This is a genomic window from Exiguobacterium sp. UBA1053 (assembly GCF_002316465.1).
Taxonomy (GTDB): Bacteria; Bacillota; Bacilli; order Exiguobacteriales; family Exiguobacteriaceae; genus Exiguobacterium_A; species Exiguobacterium_A abrahamii.
In genome coordinates this window covers 20,860-41,822 of sequence record NZ_DCDO01000003.1, presented here as the reverse complement: position 1 = coordinate 41,822, position 20,963 = coordinate 20,860, and the positions used below count along the sequence as shown (strand labels likewise).

At 47.9% G+C, this 20,963-nt stretch carries 23 protein-coding genes, 1 other RNA gene and 2 pseudogenes; 17 read left to right on the top strand and 9 right to left on the bottom strand.

All coding sequences use genetic code 11. The features are described 5' to 3' along the window. Positions 1–33 precede the first annotated feature (33 nt). Positions 34–1,377: a S8 family peptidase gene (locus tag B3G15_RS01225; protein WP_290714663.1), complete on the top strand. Its 1,344-nt coding sequence runs from the start codon at positions 34–36 to the stop codon at positions 1,375–1,377. A 47-nt stretch (positions 1,378–1,424) separates the two neighbouring features. Here B3G15_RS01225 and B3G15_RS01220 read toward each other — a convergent pair whose 3' ends face one another. After that, positions 1,425–1,868 (bottom strand): hypothetical protein, encoded by a 444-nt coding sequence (locus B3G15_RS01220; protein WP_041255063.1) that lies wholly within the window; start codon positions 1,866–1,868, stop codon positions 1,425–1,427. A gap of 134 nt (positions 1,869–2,002) precedes the next feature. Between B3G15_RS01220 and rnpB the strand changes: the two genes are divergently transcribed. Continuing rightward, positions 2,003–2,376: RNase P RNA component class B (rnpB, locus tag B3G15_RS01215), an RNA gene on the top strand. A gap of 111 nt (positions 2,377–2,487) precedes the next feature. Further along, positions 2,488–3,633 (top strand): THUMP domain-containing class I SAM-dependent RNA methyltransferase, encoded by a 1,146-nt coding sequence (locus B3G15_RS01210; RefSeq protein WP_290714656.1) that lies wholly within the window; start codon positions 2,488–2,490, stop codon positions 3,631–3,633. 71 nt (positions 3,634–3,704) lie between these two features. Here B3G15_RS01210 and B3G15_RS01205 read toward each other — a convergent pair whose 3' ends face one another. After that, positions 3,705–4,853 (bottom strand): tyrosine-type recombinase/integrase, encoded by a 1,149-nt coding sequence (locus B3G15_RS01205; protein WP_290714653.1) that lies wholly within the window; start codon positions 4,851–4,853, stop codon positions 3,705–3,707. Positions 4,854–4,933: 80 nt separating this feature from the next. Beyond that, complete coding sequence (locus tag B3G15_RS01200) at positions 4,934–6,172, bottom strand: hypothetical protein (protein ID WP_290714650.1); 1,239 nt, start codon at positions 6,170–6,172, stop codon at positions 4,934–4,936. A 434-nt stretch (positions 6,173–6,606) separates the two neighbouring features. Here B3G15_RS01200 and B3G15_RS01195 point away from each other — a divergent pair, with 434 nt between their 5' ends. The 6 genes from B3G15_RS01195 (at position 6,607) to B3G15_RS01170 (ending at position 8,706) form a co-directional block, all read left to right on the top strand. Next, complete coding sequence (locus B3G15_RS01195; RefSeq protein WP_290714647.1) at positions 6,607–6,756, top strand: hypothetical protein; 150 nt, start codon at positions 6,607–6,609, stop codon at positions 6,754–6,756. Positions 6,757–6,802: 46 nt separating this feature from the next. Then, on the top strand, positions 6,803–7,093 hold the full coding sequence (locus tag B3G15_RS01190; protein WP_290714645.1) for a hypothetical protein: 291 nt from the start codon (positions 6,803–6,805) through the stop codon (positions 7,091–7,093). Positions 7,094–7,118: 25 nt separating this feature from the next. Continuing rightward, positions 7,119–7,619, top strand: coding sequence for a GNAT family N-acetyltransferase (locus tag B3G15_RS01185; protein WP_290714642.1), 501 nt, complete (start codon positions 7,119–7,121; stop codon positions 7,617–7,619). Positions 7,620–7,638: 19 nt separating this feature from the next. Continuing rightward, the gene (locus B3G15_RS01180; RefSeq protein ID WP_290714639.1) at positions 7,639–7,863 is read left to right on the top strand and encodes a hypothetical protein; all 225 of its coding nucleotides are present in this window, start codon (positions 7,639–7,641) and stop codon (positions 7,861–7,863) included. Between the two features lie 74 nt (positions 7,864–7,937). Then, complete coding sequence (locus tag B3G15_RS01175; protein WP_290714637.1) at positions 7,938–8,156, top strand: hypothetical protein; 219 nt, start codon at positions 7,938–7,940, stop codon at positions 8,154–8,156. Positions 8,157–8,229: 73 nt separating this feature from the next. Further along, positions 8,230–8,706 carry a glutathione peroxidase gene (locus B3G15_RS01170; RefSeq protein WP_290714634.1) on the top strand — a complete coding sequence of 159 codons (477 nt, stop codon included), beginning with the start codon at positions 8,230–8,232 and terminating at the stop codon, positions 8,704–8,706. A 78-nt stretch (positions 8,707–8,784) separates the two neighbouring features. Here the strand turns inward: B3G15_RS01170 and B3G15_RS01165 are convergent, their stop codons facing one another. Together B3G15_RS01165 and B3G15_RS01160 are read right to left on the bottom strand one after the other, a co-directional pair. After that, entirely contained in the window at positions 8,785–9,246 is a 462-nt protein-coding gene (locus B3G15_RS01165; RefSeq protein WP_290714631.1) for a hypothetical protein, read from the bottom strand. A 3-nt stretch (positions 9,247–9,249) separates the two neighbouring features. After that, positions 9,250–10,161, bottom strand: a complete 912-nt coding sequence (locus B3G15_RS01160; protein ID WP_290714628.1) for an EamA family transporter — start codon at positions 10,159–10,161, stop codon at positions 9,250–9,252. A gap of 156 nt (positions 10,162–10,317) precedes the next feature. On the opposite strand from B3G15_RS01160, the gene B3G15_RS01155 reads away from it, so the two are divergent. The 7 genes and pseudogenes from B3G15_RS01155 to B3G15_RS01130 all read left to right on the top strand — a co-directional run bounded on the left by B3G15_RS01155 (position 10,318) and on the right by B3G15_RS01130 (position 16,772). Further along, entirely contained in the window at positions 10,318–11,271 is a 954-nt protein-coding gene (locus B3G15_RS01155; RefSeq protein ID WP_290714625.1) for an SMI1/KNR4 family protein, read from the top strand. A 150-nt stretch (positions 11,272–11,421) separates the two neighbouring features. Further along, positions 11,422–11,805 (top strand): annotated as a pseudogene (locus tag B3G15_RS15965) (BsuPI-related putative proteinase inhibitor); the annotation flags it as partial. 375 nt (positions 11,806–12,180) lie between these two features. Beyond that, entirely contained in the window at positions 12,181–13,074 is an 894-nt protein-coding gene (murQ, locus tag B3G15_RS01150) for an N-acetylmuramic acid 6-phosphate etherase (protein WP_290714623.1), read from the top strand. Positions 13,075–13,086: 12 nt separating this feature from the next. Continuing rightward, positions 13,087–14,460, top strand: coding sequence for a PTS transporter subunit EIIC (locus B3G15_RS01145; protein WP_290714620.1), 1,374 nt, complete (start codon positions 13,087–13,089; stop codon positions 14,458–14,460). A gap of 82 nt (positions 14,461–14,542) precedes the next feature. Continuing rightward, positions 14,543–15,589, top strand: coding sequence for a DUF871 domain-containing protein (locus B3G15_RS01140; protein ID WP_290714617.1), 1,047 nt, complete (start codon positions 14,543–14,545; stop codon positions 15,587–15,589). Further along, entirely contained in the window at positions 15,586–16,113 is a 528-nt protein-coding gene (locus tag B3G15_RS01135) for a general stress protein (protein ID WP_290714614.1), read from the top strand. Before B3G15_RS01140 ends, B3G15_RS01135 begins: the two co-directional genes overlap by 4 nt. A gap of 101 nt (positions 16,114–16,214) precedes the next feature. Continuing rightward, on the top strand, positions 16,215–16,772 hold the full coding sequence (locus tag B3G15_RS01130) for a DUF1349 domain-containing protein (RefSeq protein WP_290714611.1): 558 nt from the start codon (positions 16,215–16,217) through the stop codon (positions 16,770–16,772). A 64-nt stretch (positions 16,773–16,836) separates the two neighbouring features. On the opposite strand, the gene B3G15_RS01125 is transcribed toward B3G15_RS01130, so the two are convergent. Continuing rightward, on the bottom strand, positions 16,837–17,943 hold the full coding sequence (locus tag B3G15_RS01125; protein WP_290714608.1) for a citrate synthase/methylcitrate synthase: 1,107 nt from the start codon (positions 17,941–17,943) through the stop codon (positions 16,837–16,839). A 165-nt stretch (positions 17,944–18,108) separates the two neighbouring features. Between B3G15_RS01125 and B3G15_RS01120 the strand changes: the two genes are divergently transcribed. Then, the gene (locus tag B3G15_RS01120; RefSeq protein WP_290714605.1) at positions 18,109–18,375 is read left to right on the top strand and encodes a hypothetical protein; all 267 of its coding nucleotides are present in this window, start codon (positions 18,109–18,111) and stop codon (positions 18,373–18,375) included. Between the two features lie 61 nt (positions 18,376–18,436). On the opposite strand, the gene B3G15_RS01115 is transcribed toward B3G15_RS01120, so the two are convergent. From B3G15_RS01115 to B3G15_RS01105, 3 genes and pseudogenes are all read right to left on the bottom strand, one after another. After that, on the bottom strand, positions 18,437–19,132 hold the full coding sequence (locus B3G15_RS01115) for a dihydropteridine reductase (RefSeq protein WP_290714602.1): 696 nt from the start codon (positions 19,130–19,132) through the stop codon (positions 18,437–18,439). Positions 19,133–19,160: 28 nt separating this feature from the next. Then, positions 19,161–19,913 carry an ABC transporter ATP-binding protein gene (locus B3G15_RS01110; protein WP_290714599.1) on the bottom strand — a complete coding sequence of 251 codons (753 nt, stop codon included), beginning with the start codon at positions 19,911–19,913 and terminating at the stop codon, positions 19,161–19,163. Then, positions 19,910–20,946 (bottom strand): annotated as a pseudogene (locus B3G15_RS01105) (iron chelate uptake ABC transporter family permease subunit). The gene B3G15_RS01110 and the pseudogene B3G15_RS01105 overlap by 4 nt, the downstream one beginning before the upstream one ends. Positions 20,947–20,963 lie beyond the last annotated feature (17 nt).

Below are 20,963 nucleotides of genomic sequence, written 5' to 3'. Positions count from 1 at the left end.
GTCGGCGCGTAAACAGAGAAGGGCAGGGTTCCCATGAAAAAGCAACTTGCACTACTCACGCTAGCGACAATCGTCGCCATGCCAACGTCTGCTTTCGCGCAGTCTCAATACGTACAATACGACCCAACATTTACAGAACAACAAAAACAAGAATGGTTGGCGAATCAAGGTCTGACCGAAATTCGTGCCCTGAAACAAAAAGGATTCTCTCTCGTCGAGCCACTTGCACATATCGAGGAAGAGGATATCGACGCTGATTTGATTCCGATCACGGACGTCAAAAAAGCGACGGATTCTGCCCAGTTCCAACAAACGTACCTCGATCAGTCACGAATTCCGGCTTACTGGAAGTACAGCCGTGGGAAATCGGATGTTCGTGTTGCGATTATCGATGACGCGATCGATACGAAACACCGTGAGTTCAAGGATGTCATCTATAAAACGACGACGATTTCCGGGATTCGCAAACCAGATGATCACGGGACACATGTCGCGGGGATTGTCGGGGCGCGTGAAGACGGTCAAGGGATCGTCGGTGTCGCTTCTGGTGTCAAACTGATTGGGGCGGACGTCTTTGACGGAGAATATGCCGGGTCGATCGATATTGGCGACGGTATTTTGTATGCCATCGAGCAGGGTGCAGATGTCATCAATCTGTCGCTCGGACAATATGAATACGATCCATATATGGAGTCCGCGATCAAAAAAGCAGAAGCGAAAAACATCCTCGTCGTCGGTGCAGCCGGAAACGACGGGAAGGGGAAAGTTCTTTTCCCAGGCTCGATGAGTCAAGTCGTTGCCGTCGGATCGGTCGGGACGCTCGGTCGTGCCTCGACGTTCTCGAACTACGGCAAAGGACTCAACATCATGGCGCCGGGTGAAGGGGTTTACTCGACGATCGTCGGGAATAAATACGGCTACTTGGACGGAACGTCGATGGCGACACCAGTCGTCAGCGGTGTACTGGCACTCGCAAAATCGAAGAATCCGTTCGTCTCGAACACGACGATGCGCAGTAAGTTATATGCGGCAGCGACGAAAAAATCAGGCGATACGAAGTCGCATTATGGGACGGGTCGCTTGAACGCCGGAATCTTGGCGACGTTACCAGCACCGATCTCGAAGATCTCGTTGCCTTCAACGGTCAAGCCGAATCAGCTGTTTTCATTCTATTTCGATGAGTACGCGAGTGCGAAGACGACGACACGTCTTTATAAGGACGGGAAGGTCGTCAAGACGTTCACGCAATCGAATTTAACGAATGGGACGCATAAGTTTACGCATAAGTTGAAAGACAAGGGGGCTTACAAGCTCGTCTTTACGACGACAGGCGGGCGCCATACGCGGACCGTCGAACGACTCCTGACAGTGAAATAAAAAAAGCGCCTCCCACCGAGTGGGAAGCGCCGTACGAGACCTGAAGATTACTTCGGGTCTTTTCCTTTTTTATAGACGGGCGTCGGAGGTGTTAATGCCTCTCCAGTCCACGTGATCATCGCTTCCATCTTGTATCCTGTGTCATCCTCATGGACGAACGACAGGCGACTGGAATCGATCAATTGGTATAAACCATAAGCGACCTGGTCGGCCCAAGAGCGTAACGTCATCGCATTATCATACAACGGGATTTGCTCAGGGAACCGTTCGTTCATAAGCAAGATATCGTGTTGATCGAAATGATAGCTACGTTTTGAGAGTGCATCGGGCGCCTTGACGTTGAACGGCTCGAACGCGTGGATGAGCTCTCCTTGACGATAGAAAGCGAAGATGCCGTTTCGCAGATGAAGTGCCTTGATCTCATCGATCTCGATCAGGAATGTCAACTTGCGAACCGTTCGCCGGTTCGTACCAGAGCGTCGTTTTTTCATACTGCATGCCCCCTTCTGAACTCTTGTACTATACCGTGAAATGAGGCAGGGACGCAACTTTTTCGTTTGTAAAACGAGAATTGCCTCTTGCAGGAAAGCGGCATCTACGCTACACTCATAAGCAGTGACTATGTTGGTTCGGACAATCGCGGGGCATTTCGGTGCTTTGAGGAAAGTCCATGCTCGCACAGCCTGCGATGGCTGTAGTGATCGTGCTACACAAAAAGATAAGTGTAGGCAGCGTCAAGCTGACGGCAGAAGGAACGCCTAAGTCTTCGGATATGGCCGAAACTTCTTGAAGGTGCCACAGTGACGGAGCTTCATGGGAAACCATGAAGGTGGAACGAGGTAAACCCCACGAGCGAGAAACCCAAATTTGGTAGGGGAATTTCCGGAGCGGAATTGAACGCGAAGGAGAGCGTATGCAAATACGGAGATAGATGATTGTCGCCTGCGTGTGAGGGTCAAACCGTTTGGAACACTAAGGAACAGAACATGGCTTACAGGACCACATAGGCTGTTATTTTTAAGTTGAACGAGAGTCCAGGTCCACCCTGGGCTCTTTTTTTATTGCAATGAAACGATCCAGTGGAAGAAACGATAAAGGAGTGAACGCGATATGGCAAAACGCTTAGTCATCGCGACAGCGGCGATGGGAATCGAAGCGCTCGTCGCAAAAGAAGTCCGTGCGTTAGGATACGAGTGTACGGTTGAAGACGGAAAGGTCTACATCGATTGTGAGATGGAGGACATTCCCCGTTTGAACATGTGGCTCCGGACAGCGGACCGGATCAAACTTGTCGTTGCTGAGTTCCGCGCGACAACATTCGAAAAATTGTTCGATCAAGTCAAGGCACTACCGTGGCACGAATTGATGCCGTGGGATGCGAACTTCATCGTCAACGGTCGTTCGGTCAAATCGAAGCTGTTCTCGATCCGTGACTGTCAAAAGATCACTGAGAAAGCGATCGTCTCGCACATGCAAGAGCAGTACAACAAAGGAACGGAATGGTTACCGAAGACAGGTGCGAGCTATCCGATCGAAGTCGCTTTGTTAAAAGACATCGCAACATTAACGATCGATACATCAGGCGACGCATTGCACAAACGTGGCTACCGTGAGTTCCACTCAGCAGCTCCACTGAAAGAGACGATGGCAGCAGCGATGTTGATGCTGACGAACTGGAAGCCGGACATGCCGCTCTACGACGTCTTCACCGGTTCAGGTACGCTTGCGATCGAAGCAGCGATGATCGGGCGTAATATCGCACCAGGGATCAACCGCGAGTTCGTCTCACAGGAATGGAAATGCATTCCGAAGAAGGCGTGGTTCGACGCGATCAACGAAGCGAACGAAAAAGCCGAGTGGGACAAACCACTGAAGATCTACGCAAGTGATGTCGATCCAGAGATGGTCAAGCTCGCGAAAACGAACGCAGAACTCGCAGACGTCCGCGATGCGATCAACGTCATGCAACGCGACGCAGCAGACTTCAAACCGAAGGAAGATTTCGGTGTCATCATCGGGAATCCGCCGTACGGGGAGCGTCTCGAGGACGCACGTGAAGTTCATCAGCTCTACCGCAAAATCGGAACAGCGTATAAAGAATTCCCATACTACAGTGTCTACATGATCACGTCGTATGTTGAGTTCGAAAAAGCGTACGGTCGTCCAGCGACGAAGCGCCGAAAGCTGTATAACGGGAATATCGAAGTTCAATTCTATCAGTACTATGGTTTGCGTCGAAAAAGACCGCAACAGTAAGCCATTTCCGGCTTCCGCCAGACCGTCATTGCACATTCATTGCACAGTTGGTCTGAAAAATACGATTTTTATCAAGAGCCGCTCGGTTGAGCGGTTCTTTTTCTTTCCAGTAAATGTTCAAACTGACTTGCTGTATCTGACTGCAAAGTGTGCAATACATGCGCGTAGGTATCCATCGTCAAGGTGGCATCGGCATGACCGAGACGTTCCTGGATGACTTTCGCGTGGACGCCCATCTCCATCAATAAGGACGCGTGGGTATGCCGCAGCCCGTGTAATGTGATGTTCGGGAGAGACGCCGCTTTGACGGTCTCGATATGACGTCGGCGAAGTCCGGAGTGCCAGAGGTAAGCACCATTGACACCGAGACAGATCAAGTCCTCTTCGTTCCGCCATCCCATCCGCAAGCTATTGTAGCGTTGCTCCGTCCGGATCCGACGCAGTTCTTCCGCGACGTGCGGGGAAATCGTGACGACACGTACTTTCTTTCCTTTCGTATTCGAGAAGGCGTGTCCACCTTTGACCTCGATCGCTGTCCGTTTTACCATGATGACCATCCGTTCGAAATCGATGTCCGACCACCGGAGCGCTGTCGCTTCCCGAGCGCGAAGACCGGTGTAGCTGATCAACATCACAGCAGCGTAGTTTCCGGTCGTCATCACGTCACGAGCAGTCCGTAGGTACGTCGCGAGCTGTTCAGCCGAATAGGTCTGCATCTCCTTCAATCCCTCGTTCAGCTTCGAGACAGCAGAGAAGGGGTTTGGTCCTTTGTAGTTGTTCATACGGATCGCCCAACTGAACATGCCGACGAGAATGGCGCGACGAGAATTGATGGTTGATGCCTTCAACGACGTCCGACTCCAGTCAGCAAGAAGGCGCTGGGCGTGAATCGCTTCGACGCGATCAACCTTCAACTTCGTGAACCATTCCGGAATCTGTTTGATGATCGATTGATACGAATGATACGTCGTCTCAGCTTTCGTCAGACGGACATGGTCTTCAAGCCATACCTCGAACAGTTGCGCCATCGTCCGTACCTGTATGACCTTCCCGATCGTCCCGTCTCGTCGAGCGGTCATCTTCTCCGCGATCCAGAACTCGACCTCTTGCTTTCGTTTGCTAGAAAAATAGGCTTGAATCCGTTTCCCGTTTTCGTCCGTCCCAAGCGAGAGACGAATCCACCAGAGTCCTGTCTTTTCATTCTTCTTGATTGTTGCCATGTTCCTTCCTCCTCTTGCGTACATACGTTCTATTCATGTCAGTAAGAAAAGGCACCTGAGTGCCTTCAGTGTACACCTTTTTAAACGCCGTCGATATCTGGCGTAGGTAAATCGAGTGATGTGAATCCGGATGTATCTAAATTGCTATTTAATTCGTTCAATTTTTGGATAGCTTCTTGTCCTCTATAGTATCCGTCCTGACGCGATTCCATCTCATCACTCTTGAGTAGTCTTTCCGAACTCACTAATTCAGATGCAGCGGATTGCATCTCGATGATCGCAGTCGACAAGACATTGGCGATGTGTTTAATACTTCCATCTGCTGTGGGTGATTTCTGAATGCTGATGATTTTTTCCGACATACCATTTACCATAAGAGTCAAAGAATCGCCAGTTGTTAAATCATCACCTTCTACTGGATATTCGAGTGACATCTCGTAATATTCTTCATCCGCTTCCTTCAGCATGGCTGTCAATTGAAATTGACCATCTAAAAATTCTGCAATCAATTCTCCGTCATCTTCGTTCATTACTTTTGAAGCGTCGTTACTCGTTTTGGTAGTATCACTAGAAGGAACGTTGAAGATTGCTTCATTAAGCGGAATCGCCCGTAACGTTTTTTCCTCTCGATTAGGTAGATAGTTTTCAGCTTCGTCCCATGTTTCAAAACTTCTAGAAACCGTATACGTCTCTAAACTGTATGCCATATCTAACAAGTTTTGAGAGAGAGGTTCGAGTTTCTCCGCTATCACGTTTTCTGCGTTAGTAAACGGAACATCTTCGTTTTTCGCCATGTACGCACCTGCTGCCATCGTATGAGCAACCTGTGCAGCTTCGTTCAGTACTTCAACTTGCGCGTCTACTCGATCCCTAACATCTTGAGTGACGGTTTTTTGAAAATCCTTAATTTGAAGTTGTTCTGCTTCTTTCATCTCTTTTTGTTCTTTAACGATATTGTTCACTAACTCAGTTGTAGATGAAATAGCCTTCTCAATAATAGGCTTTCCTGTATCTAAGGCATTTTGAACATCTTCTGGGGAGAAATCATTGTTTGTTTTTTCTACATTTGTTCCATGACCGAAAGAGGCGAGATCGCGCGGGTCAGATGCTACAGGTGTGTCGTTTTTCTGTTTTGTCTTTTCTGCTTTTGATTCGGTAACAGGAGTTTCCTTTTTTACCTGTGATGATTTAGCGTTCATCCCAAGAAAGTACGATCCCCCAATTAATATGACCGCGAGGATTCCGATGACCCAGCGCATCTGGATGGTCCGTCTATTATAACGACCATTTTTGAAAGTATGTTTCCTTTCTTTGTCCACGATATATCCTCCATTAGTAATTATTTTTTTTAGTCCTTATTTAGAACATTTATGTTTTTAATTTCCATATTAATTTTAACTCAAAATGATTTACTATACGACATTGATTTAAGCGATGGGATAACTATCTTCGCATCTAACAATCGTATATCTAACTTGTATGAATATTGAAATATAGTTATTGCATTATTTTCCAAGTGTTATAGTTTCTATCGCAAAAGGTCTTATGCTTAAGTTACATTTGGTATTTGCGTGACCAGTGTTGCACAATCATTACATAGTTCTTAAGAACCTCTCTAGATTAAATTAAGGCATTATAAAAAATAACTTTGAAATGACATACTTAAAAAGTACTAGTTTTGAAGGTGTTTTTGATTAGCGCAAATAATATTTTTGAGTAGGATGATATGAACAGTAGTCAAAAGATAAACATTATGCATGAGCATACGGATTTTGAACAGGTTGATTTTGCAGCGACGCTCGAAACCGTCCGTTTGGTCGAAACGTTACTCCATCATCGGCTGCTCGAGTGTTATTTCGCTGAGCGGACAGAAAATCCAACTCTAGGCGGATATACCGATTAATGGATTCCAAATATAGTAAAAAGGAGAGGCGAAAGGAGACGATACGATGTGGATCATACTGGGTTTACTGGCGATTGGATTTACGGCACTGAATATCATCTTTTATTTGATCGGTAAGGACTATCGTTTCCTGATGGTGCTCGGACTGAGTTTTACGGCACTGACTTTGTGCGCTGAATACCGACTTGTCGCGGAATTCGTGGCGCGGGAGGACTGGGCAGCGTTACAAGACGTCGTACAGGGCATGGAGCGGGCACTGTGGGTATTGACGTTCATCTCGATCGGATTAAATGTATTGCCGCTACTGTTAGACTACCGAAAGAATCGATCTCGTTGAGGAATCCAAGAGGAGCTGAATCCTGATGATCTATACATTTTCACCGCTGACGCAACGACAGGCGGAACAGATTGCCTATGAGTGGCAATATGACGGGGCGTTTGCATTTTATGATATGCCGAATGACGAAGAAGATTTAGCAGAATTTCTCGATCCAGCAAAGCGGACGGAACATTATTTTGCTGTGTTGGATCGTGAAGAATTGATTGGTTATTATGTATTTGAACCAAACGCAGACGTCGTTGACGTCGGGCTTGGCATGCGACCGGTCTTGACCGGGCGAGGAAATGGTACGGCATTTTTAGAAGCCGGTCTTGCGTTCATCATGGACCGGTATGCACCTAAACAAATCGAATTAGCCGTAGCGACATTCAACGAGCGGGCGATTCGCTTGTATACGAAGAGTGGCTTCCTTCCAGTCGAACGGTTCCAACAGGCGACAAATGGTGGAAGTTATGAATTTTTGAAGATGCGTTTACAACCCATCCACTCGACGGAACCTTTTCCAAAATCTATAAGTAGATAACAGAAAAGGAGATGATGTCATGGCACGCTGTACGAATTGTCAGTATAAGTTCAGCACAAAAGAACTACTCGCTGTCAGTGTTGCAATACATGGGAAAGGCAAACCATGTCCGAACTGTGGCGTGAAACAATACATGTCCCGGAAGTCACAATTTTATCTTTCACTCGGTAATATCAGTCTCTTGTTCGTCCTGTTCTTGCCATTTCTAATCCGGTTGAGCGACCGGGAAGAATCGATGAGGTAAGATGTCGGTTACCTTCGATTTCATGAAACTTTTTCCTGAATCCACCAGTAGATAAGGAAGAAGGAGATGATCAGATGGTACGTTGTACGAATTGCCAGTATAAGTTCAAAACGAAAGAAGTGCTCGCTGTCGGATTGGCGAAACATGGGAAAGCATGTCCGAACTGCGGCGTGAAGCAATACATTTCAAAAGACTCGCAACATTACTTATCGCTCGGATACGTTAGTCTCTTGTTCGTCTTGATCCTACCGTTCGTCATCAAACTGAGCGACAAAGAAGAGGCGATTTGGTAAAGCATTACGCGCATGCCTGAAAACGACAGGGTGCGCGTTTTGTCTTATACTCGGGGCAAAGGAGCTGGGAAACATGCAAACCGTATATGATGCAACCGTACAAAACGCAACGGGAGAGACTGTTTCATTAGGTGACTACGCTGGGCGTGTCCTCGTGATCGTCAACACGGCAAGCAAATGTGGGCTCGTCAAACAACTTGGCGAATTACAAGCATTGTACGATAAATATGACGAGCAAGGAGTCACGGTGCTTGGCTTTCCGTGCGATCAATTCAATCAGCAAGAGTTCGCGAGTCAGGAAGAGACGATGCAGTTCTGTCAGCTGAACTATGGCGTGACGTTTCCGATGTTTCAGAAGATCGACGTCAATGGACCAAATGAACATCCGCTATATACATTCCTAAAACGCGAACGGTCGGGTCTACTGTCGTCAAAGATCAAATGGAACTATACGAAGTTTTTAATCGATCGCCAAGGACGTGTCGTACAGCGGTTCAGTCCGGTCGATTCCGTCCAGTCAGTTGAAAAAACCTTATCCTTTTATCTATAATCCAAGTAACCGTCCGGCGCGAGTCGTTGGACGGGATGAACGAATACCCTACCTTTGGCGAGGTAGGGCTTTTTTATGTCATTCAACAATGAGCGAATCAAATGAATAGGTGACGATTGCATCGCTACGCTTATGTCCGAGATCAGTCAGGACCGGTGGACGGGGGGACAAGACATGAAAATCCTGTTCGAACGCCCGGAGCCAGTAATGGACCCAGTCTTTTGTAGGATCGAGATTCATCATTTTACGAGCAAACGTCAGTAGCTTTGAATCGGTCAGCGTCAGAAGTGGAATCGGATTGATCTCGACATCTTCTTTTAGTTCATAGAGGTCCGGTGAACGAAGCAGAATCGCATCCGCCTCGAAGGTCAATCGGAAGTAATTACAGCTATAGTCACCGACGATGACCATCGTCTCCTCCGTATGCCCACGGAAATGAAAGATCAATCGGTTACCATTCGCGACATCCATCAAGAACTGATTGAGTCCGATGTGATAATCTTCGCGAAATTGTAGTTTCTCAAGCGTGATTTCTTGCATGATTTAGCCTCCAGTCCGAGTTTGTCGTTCTTCTGTCAAAACGGTTTGGCGCGCTGCTAGGCGAGACGAACCGATCAATAAGGCGATTCCGAGTAATAATAACGAGATTCCGAACCAGGCCGTACCACTTAATTCTTCACCGAGGACGAACACACCAAGCAAGGCGGCGGTCAGCGGTTCACCGAGCGAAAGTGTGACGGCAGTCGACGATGGTACGTTCGATAGTCCTTTCGCGAATAACCAGTAAGCGATTCCAGTCGCAACGACGCCGAGATGGAGGCTGATTCCGGCACCACGTGACGTGAACAACCAGGAGAGATCGAATAAGAAGAGCAGAGGTGACAACAGTAAGGCGCTCGTCGTGAAAATGACGGCAACGACTGACAGCGGTGCGTGTGTCTTGACGAGGTCTCGACTGACGAACGTATACCCGGCAAACGATAGTCCGGCACCGAGTGCAAGGACGATTCCGATTGGATCAATCGCAACCGTTCCTTGATTGTTCAATAGCAACAGACAGCCGGTGATCGATAGTCCGGTCGATGCCCACCACAGCAGCGCTGGACGTTTCTTTAGGAACAGCCACTCGATACACCCGGAAAAGATCGGTGCGCTACCGATCGCGACGACGGTACCGACGGCGACACCGGTCATCAAAACAGCTGAGAAGAACAGCGGTTGGTAAGCCGCCATGCTGACGGCAGCGAGTAAAATCGTTCGCAACGGCCAGTCGCGTAACGTCAGCGTTCCTTTGAAGAGAACGAGACAGAGTAAGAACAGTCCACCGACAGCCAGACGAACGGCACCAATTGCAATCGGGTGTGCATCTTCTGGCGCAAAGGCTTGTGAGGTCCCCGTCGTGCCCCAAAAGATCGCAGCGAGTAATATGAGCAACATCGATGATGATTTAGACATGGGTCACCTCTTCGAATGCAATTTTTTAAAATGATATTAGAACGAGAATACCACAGAACGCGTAGGATGGAATACACCAAATAATTGAAAAAATGGTATGGTGTATAGGGTGAAGTCGTATCATTCACGAATACGAAAATGAAAAGGATGGGACCCATGAAAGAAATGAACCAAATCGAAGCGGTACTTGACGTCTTGTCACAAAAAATCAATCACGGGTCGACCTTCATTCAGCGGCGATACGATACAGGAGTCGCTCAATTCAATTTGAATGATCCCGTGACGGAACAGGCGATTCAGTCATTTGAAAAACAGTTCAAACTAACGTTACCAAGTGAATATAAGACATTCCTTCGTTTACATGACGGAGCGGAGTTGTTCATGATCCAAGGTCTTGGTATCGAACTCTATCCACTTGAAAAAGTCATTGAAATGACAATCCAGGCTAAAGAGGACGACCTGATCCATGAAGACTATGATCACTTCTTGATGATTGGCGAAATGAACGAAGGATATGTCTTGATCCAGACGGAAGATGCAAAGACGGATGAGACACCGTATATGCACTGGATGTTTCATGAGTTATCGACAGAGGAGACTGACCCGATTGGACAGAACTTCGGCACGTTCCTCGAATATGCGATTATTGCGCAAGGCGATATGTTCTGGGAGTTCAAGGACTTCTCGATTGCAACAAATACTTATTATGTAGAGAATCACAATTCTGAAGAGGAAGTGAGCAAACCACGACCGATTCGCTTCGTCGACTCTGTTCGCGTTGAAATCGAGTATCCGATTGCGAAGAGGGATGCGTATTTCTCGGTTAAGATTTTCGAAGGGAAACAAGAACAAGAACGCCTTGGTTCAAGCTACGACTCGGATTCGCGCTTTGAAAAAGTGATGCAATCGGTTCGAGAATATCTAATGGCAGAGCGATTCCAGTATTCGTCAATCATGGTCTTTCAAACGGAACATCGGTTTTGGCAGAACGAGGACGAGACAGGTGATCCGTTGATTCGTAACTATAATCCGCAACGTCAAGGACTGCGCTTCGATGGATATCGTGCCTTTGTTGAGGAACCACCACGCCCACTTCCAGGGTGGGAGTAACTCAGCAATTTCTTTATACAGAATGAAGTTTTATAGATGAAAAAATGGTTGTTGATCCCTATGATCCTTTGTTTGAGCGGTTGTATGATTCAACCGTAAAGTGGGAGTGAGACGAATGAGACATCCTTCAAAGGGACTACGAAAGAGGGACTCGTCTTTGAATACAAATTGACGAACACAGGAGACCATGCATTTGATGTCGTAGCTCGCTCTGGGCATTTGTTGAATGTCATCGTTCGTGAGAGCAAATCAAGGACTGTCGTCTTCGATTCAAGAAAGCAACAGAGTAAAACAAGCCAACAAAAGAAACGCGTCAAAGCATCAGAAACCGTCGTTCTCAAACAAACGGTACAAGGCGGTACGATCGAGCCGGGTACATATGATATCGAATATCTCGTTGAGAAGAAAGAAAAGAATAGCGACAGTTCTAGTTCAATAGAGGACATGGAAGAGAAATTAAAACGATTTACGCCTCTGGTGAACGACTTCTTCAATAAATATCTTAGAGCCTCATGCAGGTTCCGGTACGAATGATGCTACTAGTAACATGAGATGTAAAAAGTGGTTTCATAGGAAGCTGATTTTTGTCCTTTAGGCAACTAACGGGTGAAAATCAGCTTTTTGTTTATTAATGGTGTTACGCGACACTGTTCTATCAACTGACGATTGATCAACCCTAGGTCCACGAATCCTATTGGTCCTTGAAACGATCGGTCGCGACCAAGTCTGTTCCTTACTCGATTTTTCAAAAGAGATGGTCAGCGAAGCCCGCAGGAAATCTGCTGATCCATCCTGAAAAAGAAGAAAAGAACTTTATTATTGTATATAGAAATTTAATTTCAAAATTAAATAAAAAATATTGAATTAAAATTTCTTAATTGTATAATAAAGGGAGGGATAACAGAAAGGGTGAAGCAGATGTTAGATCAGTTAGCAACGGAACGTCGAAATGAGCGCACGATGCATCTCGACGATATGTCGGTCGAAGATGTGTTGCGCGTGATGAATGCCGAGGATCAGACGGTCGCAACGGTCATTCAAACGCAGATACCGGTCATTGCTGAAGTTGTCAAACACGTCATTACGTCATTTAATGCCGGAGGACGCTTGATTTACATCGGTGCTGGTACGAGCGGGCGGCTCGGGATTCTTGATGCAGCAGAATGTGTACCGACGTTCGGGGTCTCACCAGATATGGTCGTCGGTTTGATCGCTGGTGGCGAACGCGCGTTGATTAAAGCCGTTGAGGGAGCTGAGGATAGTCGGACGCTTGCCGTCGATGATTTGAAAGCGCTCCAGTTAGAAGCACGTGATACAGTCATCGGGATCGCAGCAAGCGGACGGACGCCGTATGTCATCGGTGGGCTTGATTACGCGAAGGAAGTTGGAGCGGTGACGGCAGCGATCTCTTGTAACACGAATGCGGTCATCAGTCGGCACGCGCGTTATGCGATCGAAGTCGAAACAGGTCCGGAAGTCTTGACGGGATCAACACGATTAAAGGCTGGAACGGCGCAAAAGCTCGTCTTGAACATGATTTCGACGGCGGCGATGATCGGTGTTGGCAAGGTCTATCAAAACCTGATGGTCGACGTCCAGTCGACGAACGAAAAACTGGAGATCCGGGCGAAGCGGATGATCAGTGAGGCAACAGGAGTCGATGCTGTGACAGCGGAGCGTGTTTTTAGCGAAGCGCACGGGCACGTCAAGACGGCGATCGTCATGATTCTCGCGAATGTTTCGTATACGGAAGCCGTCGAACGATTACAGCAAGCGAACGGATTCGTCCGAGACGCACTCTAAGGGGGAAACACGATGAAGAAGGAAGAAGTGCTGGCACACGCGATTCTTGAGCACGTCGGTGGAAAAGATAATCTCCGGCAGCTTGCGCACTGTATGACGCGGGTTCGTTTATCGTTAAAGGATCCGACGCAAGCAGACATCGATGCGTTAAAGCGGATTGATGGAGTCATGGGGGTCATAGATGACGAGACGTTACAAATCGTCGTCGGTCCGGGAACGGTCAATCGAGTAGCGGATCACTTAAGTCGCGAGACGGGACTCGCGATCGGGGAAGAGTCCGTTGATCCAAATCTGACGCCAGAAGAACGAGCTGCCGTCGAACGCCAAAAAGTAAAAGCAAAACAACAGTCTCCGTTCAAACGCTTCTTGCGCCGAATCGGGAACATCTTCATTCCGCTCATTCCGGGTCTTGTTGCTTCCGGTATCATCAACGGTGGTGCGAACTTCGCGAAAAATGCGGGTGTCGATGCAACACAGACATGGATGCAGATTTTACTCTTGATCGGTGGGACGGTCTTTGCATATCTCGCAATCCTTGTCGGTTGGAATACGGCGAAGGAGTTCGGCGGAACACCGGTGCTCGGGGCGATTGCCGGTGGGATTCTATTCAACCCCGTGCTTGCGGACATCACGATTTACGGGGAACCGCTCGTTCCAGGCAGGGGCGGCTTGTTTGGTGTCATCTTCGCTGCGTGGTTGATGACGTATCTTGAGAAACAGATCCGTCGCTTCATGTTCGCATCGATCGATATCATCTTTACGCCACTGTTGACAGTGTTGATCGTCGGATTTGCCTCGCTCTATGCGATCATGCCGGTTGCTGGACTGTTGTCAGACGGTATCATGAAAGCAATCAATGCCGTACTTGAGGTCGGTGGACCACTCGCCGGAGCCGTGCTTGCCGGCTTCTTCCTACCACTCGTCATGGTCGGTCTCCACCATGGATTGACACCAATCCATCTCGAGTTCTTGAACACGATTGGCAACACACCACTCTTACCGATTCTTGCGATGGCAGGAGCGGGTCAAGTCGGGGCAGCGATGGCGATTTTTGTCAAGACGCGCAATCCGCGCCTTCGTAACATCATCAAAGGTGCGATTCCGGTCGGCTTCCTCGGAATTGGTGAACCATTGTTATACGGGGTCACGTTGCCGCTCGGTCGTCCGTTCGTGACGGCATGTCTCGGCGCAGCAGTCGGTGGTGCCTTCCAAGCAACGATGAAGACGACGGCGCTTGGCGTCGGCGTATCCGGGTTATCATTGACACCGTTGATCGATAACGGAATGTACTTGACGTACATCGGTGGTCTCGTCATCTCGTACGCGGCAGGATTCCTGTTCACGTACTGGTTCGGTTTCAAAGAAGAGATGGCAGACGGTATTTAAGGTGTTGACCAGCAGTTGAATCCTTCCCAAAAGAAGGAATCAGCTGCTTTTTCTCTAAGTAGAGAAGAGAAGGAGTGAGTCGATGAAAGGATTATCAATCTATTTAAGTGAACCGATCACAAACGAGACGAGCGAGTGGCTACAGCGGATGCGCGCTGTTGGCTTTACGTCGCTCTTTACATCGCTACATATTCCCGAGGACGATTCTTCACTGTACGTTGAACGCTTGCAAGCGCTCGGTCGCGTAGCATGTGAGCTCGGATTCGAACTCGTGGCGGACATCGCACCAGCGTCGCTCGCGACGCTCGGCAAAACATGGGAGACGGCTGCGACGTTAACGGACTGGGGTGTCACTGGACTGCGTCTTGATTACGGCATCAGTCCGTTGCAAATCGCGACGTTATCGAACCAAATGATGGTCGCGCTGAACGCCAGTACGTTAACAGAAGACGAATTAACGGAGATGAAGGCACAGGGACTGCGACTCGATCACACGGAAGCGTGGCATAATTTTTATCCGCGACCGGAAACAGGACTCGACCGGAAATGGTTTGATGCAAAGAATGCTTGGTTGCAGGCGCAAGGATTACGGGTCCAAGCGTTCATACCGGGTGATGGAACACTTCGTGGACCATTGTTTGAGACGCTACCGACACTTGAAGAACACCGGCATGCGTCACCGTTCGCCAGTTATATCGATTTACAATCGACCGTCGATCGGATCCTCGTTGGAGATCCACGATTGACGGAGGCGACAATCCGGCAATTCGAAGCAGAGCAAGACGGCATCATCATCCTCCGAGCCGTGGCGAACGGACAGCAAGCACGACGGGAGACGGAAACGAATCGGTTTGATCCGGCGCGGGATGTCATTCGGTCCGTCGAGTCGCGGATGAAGCCGTCGACGATCGATCTAACACCGCAAGACCCATCTGCCCGACCGCTTGGTACGATCACGATTGATAATGAACGGTACGGGCGGTATGCCGGTGAGGTACAAATCACGAAACGTAATTTGCCGGCAGATGAGCGAGTCAACGTCCTCGGACGCGTGATCGAGGTCGATCAACCATTGATCGCACGGCTTGGTCCAGGAAGTAAGTTTCGGATTGAATGGGTGACGCCATGAAGCAGCGCGTTGCGGAACGACTCGCCTATTTATACCGAGGGGAGTTGTTCACAGTTATTGCGATTTTACCGCTGAGCTGGTTCGGAAATCGTCTTTTTCCACAGCTTCAGTTATTTGAACTCAGTGCATTTTGGATGTCGCTGTTATTGTTTGAACTGTTGTTGATTCAAGGAGCCTGGTATTGGTATAGCAAGTCAAGACGTCTGAAGAAGGAAGGAACATCGATCACCCCGGAACCAGTCGTCCGACGATTACGCCATTGTCGTGTCATTAACATGAGTTTGCTTGTCCTGACCGCGTGTGCGTTCGGAATCGATTGGATGCGTTTCCGATCTGAGTTTCCAGTGTACGGATTACGAATCACTTTGTTTTTATATGTCTTTGCAATTCTTGAATATATCAATTATTTCCATATCCAACTGATGTACGATAATCGGTCAGATGTGCAATACTTAATACAGAATAGACGTTTGAAACGATCGGCATTATATAAGGATATGCATCGACTTCGTAAAGTCGTCTAAGGGTTCATCGAAAATAGGAGGGATTGTATGCTCGATATGCTCATTCGTGGCTATCGAAAGTTACGCAAATTAAGAGGGCGTTAAAAAGGAGGATATGATCGATGAAGTGGCTCAATCCACCGACACGAATCAAAGAGGAATCGCCATTACGGTTCACGACGGATCCAGACACGGATTTTTGGCGCAATACCCATTATCAGTTCAACCGTCTGACAGGTCATGCTTTGTTACAGGATGCTCCAAAAGGAGAATTCAAATGCCGGATTGAAGTGAAGATAAATCCGAATGCGACATATGACCAAGCGGGGATTTTGCTTTATGTGAACGACGACCACTGGGTAAAAGTCTCGGCTGAGTTCATTCCAGGTGGTCCATCGCATCTTGGTGCCGTCTTGACGAGCTTCGGTTACTCGGACTGGTCGTGTCGGGATGTCGATAATACGTTGTTTGATACTCCGCTTGTCTTTGAACTCCACTATCTCAATCAAGATGTCACGTTGTATCACGTAACAGGAGAGCACAAAGAGCAACTCCGAATCGCACACTTACATGACGTGACCGATTTGAAGATTGGACCGTATGCGTGTAGCCCAGATGTAGAAGCGGCAGGGTGTGAAGTGGAAGTACTAGATTTCTCATTAGAAACTATCGTTAAATAAAACGCCATAGCAAATGGACCGATGTCAGGCATCGGTCCATTTTTTGATCATAACTAGAGACTAATCAAAACTTAGCTGTTTGTTCCGGCATCTGTCCTGTGTATGACGATTGAGGTCTGAAGATCCGGTTGTCTTGCGATTGTTCGAGGATGTGTGCCGTCCAGCCGATGATACGACTAGAGGTGAACGTCGGTGTGAACAGTTCTTTCGGAATGTCGAGTCCTTTTAAGACGGCTGCCGCGAAGAATTCAACGTTCGTATACAGTTTTCTACCCGGTTTGTATTCTTCGAGCAAATCAATCGCCGTTTGCTCCATTTGTGTAATCAGGTTGAACCAATCGCTCTCTTGCGCGAGATCTTTTGAAACGACTTTCAAGGCTTCTGAACGCGGATCGCGTGTTTTGTAGACACGGTGACCAAAGCCCATCAGTTTTTCGCCTTTTTCTAATTTGTTCCGGATCCAAGGTTCGATGTTATCGATCGTTCCGATTTCATCAATCATCTCAATGACTTCTGACGGGGCGCCACCATGAAGCGGTCCTTTCATGGAACCAATCGCAGCACAGACGCCAGAAATGATTTCCGATTCCGTCGAAACGACGACACGGGAAGCGAACGTCGAAGCATTCATACCGTGTTCAATTGTTAAGATCAGATACGCCGTCAATGCTTTTATCTCGACGTCACTCGGTAATTGTCCTTTGATCATATAGATGTAATTCGCGACATGATCGAGTTCCGGATTCGGTTCGATGAAGTCAGCACCTTGATTTTTTTGATATTTATAGGCGATGATCGTTGGTAAGAGTGCTGTTACGTGCATCCCTTGATCAATTGTCGGTGGCCAAGCGAAAGCGGGCGTACCGAGTGCCGAGATCGCTGTTCGCATCGTACTCATGACATCCATCTCGTTCGGCAATGTATCGAGAATCGTCTTAATATAAGAAGGAAGTTCACGGTAGCTCGTCATCTGTTCTTTGAATGTGACCAATTCCGCTTCAGTCGGGAACGCACCGTTCCAGATGAAATACGCCACTTCTTCGAATGAATAGGATAATGCGAGTTCCTTTGCCCAGTGTCCACGATAGATAAGATGACCTAACGTTCCATCGACTAAACCGATTTGTGTTTCAGCGGCAATAACGCCTTCGAGTCCTTTTTTGTATTCCATCTTCAACACTCCTTTTCTAATACCTATAATCAGTATGACGTACGTTACCACTAAATCACCAGTAATTTGAATGCGTTTCCAAAATTATTCTGTGAAGCGCTATAATAAGAGGGCATTCTGTTTCATGAAACAAATCAAATTTAAAGTAGCCATGAAGGAGTACATATGAATAAAGCAATGATCATTCGCTTATTGGGATTTTTCTTTGTATTGATTGTTTTTTTAATGATTGATTTGTTCTTTTCGGTGAGCCGAACGATTCTTGAGCCACTGGCATTAGTCGTTGCTTCATTGACCATGTTCATTCCTGTGAAACGGCTCAAGCCACTAGAAGAACAAACGCTGTCGATTTTCAAATCGAGTATCGCTGTCCTAGTAGGAATGCTCTTGATGAGTGGATTATTCTTACCCATTGTATTCATCTTTGGATAGGTGATCCTATATTCGTCATAACAAAAAAGAGACCGGGACAGTGTGAATGTCCCGGTCTTGTTCATGTCAAAAACGTATCTAATTGGTCCTGACGTTTATCAATCATAATCTGAGCCTTTGGAATGTTAACGCCTTGCAACACCTCAATCGTGTCATGGAGAAATTCATCACTACCAACGATGTAAAATAACCCTTCCTTGTCCGCTGTCATCGCTTTGACAGCATCGTAGTAGGCAGCGCGACTCTCGACATAAGCCGGGTTGAACTGCTCATGCGAAGGAAGCTGAGTTTTGAATAGTTCAGTGCGCGCAGAATCGACGTTTAACGAGTGCATGTGCGGAATACCACTTCTGTCAGCCTGATGTTGCAAGATGATCGGACGAAACGTTGCCAGACCAACGCCTGCTGACAGTAAGTACACCGAACGATTTTCCCGGCGTAGCGGAATATTCGAGTGCGTCTTAAACAAAGCAATCTTCTCACCCATTTTCAGCTGCCGAAGTGTCTCCTTGAAGATGGAACATTCCGGTTTGATTCGCGTCGTGATGCCGATCGTTCCTTCATGAGGGAGCGTCGAGATCGACATATGCCGAATCAGACTGCGGTTCGGCTTTTCGCCTGCATTAAACCCTTCTAGCGCCATATGCGTATGGGCGCCTTCCTCCCAAACGAAACCATCTGGACGTTTCAAGTGAAACGTGTAAGTGTGTTCGCCTTCTTGCGTTACCTGTTCTAGTGGTAGCCAATCGATCTGCATCATTCATTCCTCATTTCTATATAAAGTATCAATAGACGGCAATCGGACCGTATGGACCTTCGATGATCTCAAGAGGGGTCTCGAAGATCTCGGATAATAGCGCTTCATCCATGACTTCAGCGACCGTTCCGAAAGCGGCAATTTGTCCGTCCTTCATCGCACAGATGTGATCGGCGTATTTCGCAGCAAAATTGATATCGTGCAAGACGGTGATGATCGTCCGTCCGAACGTATCAGCGACGTGTCGCAGGTAACCCATCATCTGGACCGAGCGGGCGATATCAAGATTATTGAGAGGTTCGTCAAGTAGAATGTATTCCGTTTCCTGACAGAGTACCATCGCGACATATGCCCTTTGCCGCTGTCCACCGGATAATTCGTCGAGGTAGCGGTTCTCAAGCGACGTCAACTCGAGAAAATCGATGTATTTCGAGATGATCGTCTCATCGTCAGCTGTCAAGCTACCTTTTGAGTAAGGGAAACGTCCGAAGCCGACGAGCTGGCGGACCGTCAGCCGGGTCACGAAATGATTTTCCTGTCGCAGGATGGTGATGATTTTCGCCAAGTCTTTCGATTTGCTACTCGTGACATCCATGCCAGCGACTTCGATCTGTCCGGCATCGAGATCAAGCAACCGTCCGATCATCATCAAGGTCGTCGACTTACCGGCACCGTTTGGACCGATCAACGCCGTGAATCCGCCTTTAGGAATCGTTAAGTCGATTGGACCGATTCGGACATCATCCGTATACGATTTTTTAACTTGTTCAAGTGATATCATAGGGACCTCTTTCTAAGCAACACGACAAGGAAAATCAGTCCGCCGAACAGTTCAATGATGACGGAGACGACGCTTGGCGTGTTGAAAATGTGATACATGAAGAAATAGGCAGTCGTCAAAACGAAGAAACCAATTGCGAATGCCATCGGGAAGACGTATTTATGATCGTACGTCGCAGCGACCTGATAACTGAGTGTCGCCACTAAAAAGCCGAAGAACGTCAACGGTCCAATCAATGCCGTCGACATCGACATCAGGAGTGAAATCAGAATCAAGAAGTAGATGACACTGCCACGATGATTGACGCCGAACGATGTCGCGACCTCTTTACCGAGTGCGACGACGTTGAGTCGTCTTGACGAGAAGTAGAGCAACAGACCGACGATAAGGACGACTGGAATGACAATCGGGAAGTAGGACGCGTCGGCATTCGTGACCGAACCGAATAATCGTGCTTGTAAGATATCGAATTCGGACGGTGCAAGCATCTTTCGCATGAATGACGACAGCGAGTTCAGACCCGTGCCGAGAATGATTCCGACGAGTAACATCAATTGCAAGTTCGCGTACTTACCAGACAATAACCATCCGTATAACAAGAGGCTCATCGCGAGCATGATCGCGACCTGTGTCAAAAAGGCGCTCGTGCCGGTAAAGCCAACGAGTGCTCCCGCACCGAAGAAAAAGATCATCGATGTCTGGATCGTTGAGTAAAGGGCATCAAAACCAAGCAGGGACGGTGTGATGATCCGGTTGCTCGTGATCGAATGAAAGGCGACGGTCGCGAGACTTTGGCAAATTGCTGCAATCGCCATCGTGATGACTGCCGTGATCCGGCGTTCGACGACCGGCCAAAAGGACGGAGAATCAACTGGAACCGGATTATTGTAGAGCAAGAGACCAATCGTGCTGAACACCCCGCCGCTAAGGAACAGGATGAGGAGAATCCAGTAGCGGCGCTCGAGTCGTTTCGACTGAAAGGCAGACGCCCGGCGATTGGTTTGACGTGTAACGCTCGGTTGATTTCTTGTATGTTCCTGTTGTCTAATC

Bases quoted from the DNA above. Each gene is read 5' to 3' on its own strand.
- B3G15_RS01115 (WP_290714602.1), bottom strand. From the start codon at position 19,132: ATGCAGATCGATTGGCTACCACTAGAACAGGTAACGCAAGAAGGCGAA.
- B3G15_RS01120 (WP_290714605.1), top strand. From the start codon at position 18,109: ATGAATAAAGCAATGATCATTCGCTTATTGGGATTTTTCTTTGTATTG.
- B3G15_RS01140 (WP_290714617.1), top strand. From the start codon at position 14,543: ATGAAAGGATTATCAATCTATTTAAGTGAACCGATCACAAACGAGACG.
- B3G15_RS01165 (WP_290714631.1), bottom strand. From the start codon at position 9,246: ATGCAAGAAATCACGCTTGAGAAACTACAATTTCGCGAAGATTATCAC.
- B3G15_RS01185 (WP_290714642.1), top strand. From the start codon at position 7,119: ATGATCTATACATTTTCACCGCTGACGCAACGACAGGCGGAACAGATT.
- B3G15_RS01155 (WP_290714625.1), top strand. From the start codon at position 10,318: ATGAAAGAAATGAACCAAATCGAAGCGGTACTTGACGTCTTGTCACAA.
- B3G15_RS01130 (WP_290714611.1), top strand. From the start codon at position 16,215: ATGAAGTGGCTCAATCCACCGACACGAATCAAAGAGGAATCGCCATTA.
- B3G15_RS01175 (WP_290714637.1), top strand. From the start codon at position 7,938: ATGGTACGTTGTACGAATTGCCAGTATAAGTTCAAAACGAAAGAAGTG.
- B3G15_RS01220 (WP_041255063.1), bottom strand. From the start codon at position 1,868: ATGAAAAAACGACGCTCTGGTACGAACCGGCGAACGGTTCGCAAGTTG.
- B3G15_RS01160 (WP_290714628.1), bottom strand. From the start codon at position 10,161: ATGTCTAAATCATCATCGATGTTGCTCATATTACTCGCTGCGATCTTT.
- B3G15_RS01145 (WP_290714620.1), top strand. From the start codon at position 13,087: ATGAAGAAGGAAGAAGTGCTGGCACACGCGATTCTTGAGCACGTCGGT.
- B3G15_RS01180 (WP_290714639.1), top strand. From the start codon at position 7,639: ATGGCACGCTGTACGAATTGTCAGTATAAGTTCAGCACAAAAGAACTA.
- B3G15_RS01195 (WP_290714647.1), top strand. From the start codon at position 6,607: ATGCATGAGCATACGGATTTTGAACAGGTTGATTTTGCAGCGACGCTC.
- B3G15_RS01125 (WP_290714608.1), bottom strand. From the start codon at position 17,943: ATGGAATACAAAAAAGGACTCGAAGGCGTTATTGCCGCTGAAACACAA.
- B3G15_RS01205 (WP_290714653.1), bottom strand. From the start codon at position 4,853: ATGGCAACAATCAAGAAGAATGAAAAGACAGGACTCTGGTGGATTCGT.
- B3G15_RS01170 (WP_290714634.1), top strand. From the start codon at position 8,230: ATGCAAACCGTATATGATGCAACCGTACAAAACGCAACGGGAGAGACT.
- B3G15_RS01210 (WP_290714656.1), top strand. From the start codon at position 2,488: ATGGCAAAACGCTTAGTCATCGCGACAGCGGCGATGGGAATCGAAGCG.
- B3G15_RS01110 (WP_290714599.1), bottom strand. From the start codon at position 19,913: ATGATATCACTTGAACAAGTTAAAAAATCGTATACGGATGATGTCCGA.
- B3G15_RS01190 (WP_290714645.1), top strand. From the start codon at position 6,803: ATGTGGATCATACTGGGTTTACTGGCGATTGGATTTACGGCACTGAAT.
- B3G15_RS01135 (WP_290714614.1), top strand. From the start codon at position 15,586: ATGAAGCAGCGCGTTGCGGAACGACTCGCCTATTTATACCGAGGGGAG.
- B3G15_RS01225 (WP_290714663.1), top strand. From the start codon at position 34: ATGAAAAAGCAACTTGCACTACTCACGCTAGCGACAATCGTCGCCATG.